Annotated in this window: 4 protein-coding genes; all 4 read left to right on the top strand. The window is 36.0% G+C overall.

What is annotated here, in order from left to right:
• On the top strand, positions 1-609 hold a 609-nt coding region (locus tag AC1DG9_RS26025; RefSeq protein WP_477635566.1), incomplete at its 5' end, for a hypothetical protein.
• Positions 610-617: 8 nt separating this feature from the next.
• Positions 618-1,463: an ATP-binding protein gene (locus AC1DG9_RS26020; RefSeq protein WP_477635565.1), complete on the top strand. Its 846-nt coding sequence runs from the start codon at positions 618-620 to the stop codon at positions 1,461-1,463.
• Positions 1,464-1,615: 152 nt separating this feature from the next.
• Positions 1,616-2,491, top strand: coding sequence for a hypothetical protein (locus tag AC1DG9_RS26015; RefSeq protein ID WP_477635564.1), 876 nt, complete (start codon positions 1,616-1,618; stop codon positions 2,489-2,491).
• A gap of 36 nt (positions 2,492-2,527) precedes the next feature.
• Positions 2,528-3,978: Z1 domain-containing protein (locus tag AC1DG9_RS26010; RefSeq protein ID WP_477635563.1), on the top strand; the 1,451-nt coding region annotated here is incomplete at its 3' end.

Raw genomic sequence — 3,978 nt, 5'->3', positions numbered from 1 at the left:
GTACTAAGTGATTTACTCAGAAAGTTATCTGTACATAAAAACATTCCTGACATAAAGAAATTCAGAAATCCAAGTGGGGTTGCCAGAAGATTAGGTAATTTTAAAGCGATGGACTCCGGATATGCAGGAGATGGTTTATCCAATTCTGGTAAACTGGCGAAAACGATATTTGATGAATACCGTATGCATCGGGGTAAATTGAAAGAAGAGGCTGATTTAATTAAACAATTTACGAATAATGTAGGAGAGGAACGATTAGCCGAACCTATTATGCCTTATGTTTCATCTAAGGAACGGGATTTTAAATTCAATTACCATAAAAATATGGAATTAAACCCACTAACTCTACGTTTAAAAAAGAATACTATTAAAACAGGCGAAATCTCCACATGCTTTGTATGCAATATGAATTCATTGAACACATATGGAACTTTAGGGGATGATTTGATGGAATTACATTACATAGGAGTAATTGATGAGTCATCATTAACCCGTGAGGTTAATCCTGATGATTTTATTTTCGTTTGCCCTAGCTGTCATAAGCTACTGGATATTCATTATACAATTATAACAGCAAGTGACTTAAGAAATATTATAACTCATAAATAGCAATTCTCATGAAGAATAAAGAAGCAAAATATGATATTATAAGACCAAAAGCTGAGTACCAATTTCAATCTGCAAGGTCTTACGGATATTCCATAGAGACTTCAATTGCTGATTTGATTGACAACAGCATTTCTGCTAAAGCATCTAAAATACATATATCTTTTGGAATAGATAGATATGCATCTTTTGTAAGAATAGAGGATAATGGGGATGGAATGAATGAACAGCAATTGAAAGATGCAATGAGGTTGGGTAGTTTGGACCCGCTTGAAGAAAGGCTTGATGATGATCTTGGCCGTTTTGGATTAGGCCTTAAAACCGCCTCTTTCTCTCAATGCAGACGACTTACTGTAAAAACAAAAAAAACAAAGCTAAAAGAGTTTGTAAGGTGTTGGGATTTAGATTTTATAGCTAAAAAAAAGGATTGGGCACTATTAAGAGACTGTATTGATGATCATTCAAGGAAGAATTTAGGTGAGCTGACATTTGGTAGCAAAGGAACAGTTATACTCTGGGAGAAAATGGACCGACTAATGGAGTCTGACGAACACAATCTGGATAAAGAAAATTTTTATAGAAAATTTGAAAACGTTAAAAAACATCTTGGATTAATTTTTCATCGCTATATAGAGAAAAATGATCTGGAAATCGTAATTTTTAATGATATAGTTGCCCCTGTAAACCCATTCGATATATCTTCCGAATATCCTTCAACAGAATTGCAGGAAGAACAATTATCAATTAAAGGGCGAAATATAGTTATTCAACCATACATTTTGCCTCACGAATCCAAAATGTCTAAAGATGAAAAAGATCAAGTCCAAATGACAAAGGGCTGGACTGAACATCAGTAATAATAGGTACGCCTTTACAGCATAAGGTGTCTGAACTTGAAGAAATATATGAAACCGCACTCCGGGTATTAATTGAATCCGGGGTTCCTGAAAAGAATGCAATAGCGCAACTGAATGCAATGGATGTATTTCAGAGATTAAAATAATAAATTATGATACATTTTAACGAACTGAAAGCAAATATAAGAGGTCTGTTTGAGACGTTTAAAAAGGCGATGGATTATGATAAAGCAATGTCTCAGGCTATTGATATGGTATGTTCTCCTTTCTCCTTTGAACAGGTCATTCTTCCCGGAAAAGCTTTTGCTTCAATAAATGAGCTAAAAGACTACATTCGTAAAGAGTTGGATGAAGAAGTTAACCTGATTGTAGATGATGGAACGCATTATTCATTAACAGATAATGAAGGACATATAGATTGGTACCGGCCTAAGAAGGCAAATGATGAAATCAAGTTTCGCTTCTGGAACAGATACCGGAAATACCTCACACACATTAAAGGATGGGCTGAATCGTCTGTAGATAAAATTGATACTATATCTGACGAAATTCTGGAAAACATTGAGGATCCTACTATTCCAAACCGGTCATTTGATCGTAGGGGGCTGGTTGTTGGATATGTGCAATCCGGTAAAACCGCTAACTTTATGGGGATTGTTAATAAAGCAATAGACTCTGGTTACAGAATCGTCATAATTCTTGCCGGAACACAGGAAAGCTTACGACAACAGACCCAGGAAAGAATTGACGAAGAGGTGCTGGGTATTGATACTAATCCAGAAGAGAAACAGAAAAGAATAGGGGTTTCTACACTTCCGGGAGAAACTTATATTCCGATTGATTATTTTACTGAATCGAATTTGAAGCCAAATAAATCAGGGGATTTTAACATCAGAAAGTCCAGAGGCACTCCACCCAGTAGTGAAAGACCTATCTTATTTGTAATAAAAAAGAATAAATCTATTCTTACCAATCTTAGAAAATACCTTCAGCATTGGATAGATATATTTGATGATGATCTTACCTAAAAAAAGGATAATGTTAGTCAGTTTAATAATCTTCCATTGTTGATTATTGATGACGAAGCTGATCAGGCATCCATTAATACCAAAAAGACGGTTAGCTCAGATGGTGACGAGCTTGATCCGACAGCAATAAATTACTGTATAAGGGAAATTCTGAATCTATTCAGACAAAAGGTTTATATCGGGTTTACCGCCACACCGTTTGCCAATATTTTTATCCGACATAATATAGATCACAGGGTACTCGGCAAAGATCTTTTTCCTTCTGCTTTTATTAAAACTCTGGGGGCGCCTTCCAATTATCTTGGTCCAAAAGAAGTATTTGGCTTAAATAATGATGCAGATACCGGCTTGCCTATTTATAGAGGTGTTGCTGATTCAGGAGGTCAAAATAGCATCTTACCCGTTCGACACAAAGCTGATTATACGCTTACAGCATTGCCGGAAACATTAAAGCAAGCATTAAAAGCATTTATAATTTCATCTGCCATTCGTTGGTACAGAGGTCAAGATACAAAACACAATACCATGCTGATTCATTGTACCAGGTATAATGCCATTCAAGCCACTTTAGCAGAACTAGTTAATGATGAAGTGAGTATTATAAAATTGGCTGTTTTATCCGATGATATAGACATACTTACAGATATGCAGGAGCTTTATCAGAAAGATTTTGTGCTTACTTCAATAGAAATGGATAAGATCATACCCGAATGGGCCGATATTATCCCTTTTATAAAAAAGACAGTAAAGAAGTTGGAGCAACAATGTCGCATAATAAACGGAACGGTGGGTGATATACTTGATTATAAAACGAAAGCCAGAACAGGTTTGTGGAGTATAGCAATAGGTGGTGATAAACTGTCCAGAGGACTAACACTTGAAGGATTAACTATAAGCTACTTTACCAGAAGTACTTCATTATATGATACCTTGATGCAGATGGGGAGATGGTTTGGATATAGAAATGGTTTCGAAGACCTTTGCAGAATCTATACTACTCCTGATCTGTTTAAATGGTATCGGCACATATCAACTGCGTTCGAATCATTGAGGGAAGAGTTTATTGAAATGTCCCGTTTGAAACTTACGCCCATAGATTTCGGTCTGCGTGTTGAGGATCACCCGGATATGATGGTAACAAGTGTAATGAAAATGCGGGCAGCAGATAATATGCGCTTGAATTATCAGGGAACGCTTATAGAGACCTCAACACTCCCTGCTTCTGAAACAATACTCAAATCTAATTTTGAAGTAGCTCAAAACTTTATTTTGTCCCTGGGCAAGCCTGATGCTGATTTCGAGCCAAGGAATGTCTGGTTTAATATTCCGGTTTTACTTATACAAGATTTTTTAAAAGAATATCAGACATACAAGGGTCTGCCTACAGTCAATTCAGTGCGTATAAATCAGTATATTGATTTACAAAGGACAAAGGTATTCCCGGAATTTCTCGAATGGAATGTAGCTTTGATTTCACTGACTAAAAG

Source organism: Pedobacter sp. 05L430 (genome assembly GCF_056397585.1).
Note: the sequence above shows the minus strand (reverse complement) of the source record. Positions and strands in the feature narration are given on the sequence as shown.